At 65.9% G+C, this 1010-nt stretch carries 2 protein-coding genes; one reads left to right on the top strand and one right to left on the bottom strand.

The genetic code is table 11. From position 1 onward, the window contains the following. Positions 1 to 214: 214 nt before the first annotated feature. Positions 215 to 433, bottom strand: coding sequence for a hypothetical protein (locus tag ACG2DA_RS22835; RefSeq protein WP_395259012.1), 219 nt, complete (start codon positions 431 to 433; stop codon positions 215 to 217). Between the two features lie 245 nt (positions 434 to 678). Between ACG2DA_RS22835 and ACG2DA_RS22830 the strand changes: the two genes are divergently transcribed. After that, positions 679 to 945 (top strand): hypothetical protein, encoded by a 267-nt coding sequence (locus ACG2DA_RS22830; RefSeq protein WP_395259011.1) that lies wholly within the window; start codon positions 679 to 681, stop codon positions 943 to 945. Positions 946 to 1010: the final 65 nt, after the last annotated feature.

Genomic DNA, 1010 nt, shown 5'->3' with positions numbered 1-1010 from the left:
CCGGTGCAGGTCGTTGCAGACGATCGTGCGGGCCTTGAGCCGATGGACTTCCGACAGCCCCCCGGCGAACGGGACGCCGACCCAGCGGCAGCCGTGCAGAAGTTCGGCGACGCGGGGGGCGATCAGGCGACCCGAGCCGTAATACGGCAGCAATGCGGTGATCTTGCGGGCCATCGGGACTCGGGGAGCGAGCGGTGAGGGGGACGGGGAGCGGTCAGGCCGACGCGGCGTCAATCGCCACGCTGATCGGGTTCCGCCGCACGCTGTTCGGCAGCAATCGCCCGGCCGCGACCTCCGCGGCTTTCGTCGTCTTCCCGGCCGCCACGTTGCGGAGCATCGCCTGATGGCAGGCGGGGCACAGGCCCCGCCGAAACTGCACGTCCGTCCTCTCGCAACCCGGGGCGATGCACACCCTCTTCGGCGAGTCCGACATCAGTGTTCTCCAGCATCCACAGGGTCAGGCGGCCGAAAGCGGAAAGCGGGGCGCTTTCGTGAGTCTTCATATTCGGAGTGTTGCGAGTCATCGCATGAGTCGCAACAGCAGTCTGGAAAAAACTTTTCGATCCCGTGAACCGATGACTCATGCCCTACGTTTGCAGGGGCGAACCCGTTGACACGGGTTGAAACGCAACGCAACATTCCGTGACGCCGTCCCCGACTCCCGCCATGATTCGTGCCGTGACCAAGCCTTCCGCCAAGCGGACGAGGGCGCCGCGATTCGCCACCTACGACCTTGAGACGCTCCGCCGGAAGGTCGCCGACCTGCAAGAACTGGTTGCGATGGCGGAGGGGGTGGTCGACCGCTTTGAGGAGGCGGGACTGCAATCCATCGACGTGATGGGAGACGGCTACCACCGTCGATCGGTCGACGACGGCCACGAGTGGATCGCCAAGGTCGCCGGAGAGATGGCGAAGGTGCAGGCGGAAGCGAAGTTTCGCCGTTAGCCGAACGCCTCGACCGCGAACGTCACGCGGACCGGCAGTGAGAGTCGTCGCGTTCGGCGTGCCGA

The organism is Alienimonas sp. DA493, from assembly GCF_043951915.1.
Classification (GTDB): domain Bacteria; phylum Planctomycetota; class Planctomycetia; order Planctomycetales; family Planctomycetaceae; genus Alienimonas.
This window is presented reverse-complemented; position numbering and strand designations above follow the sequence as displayed.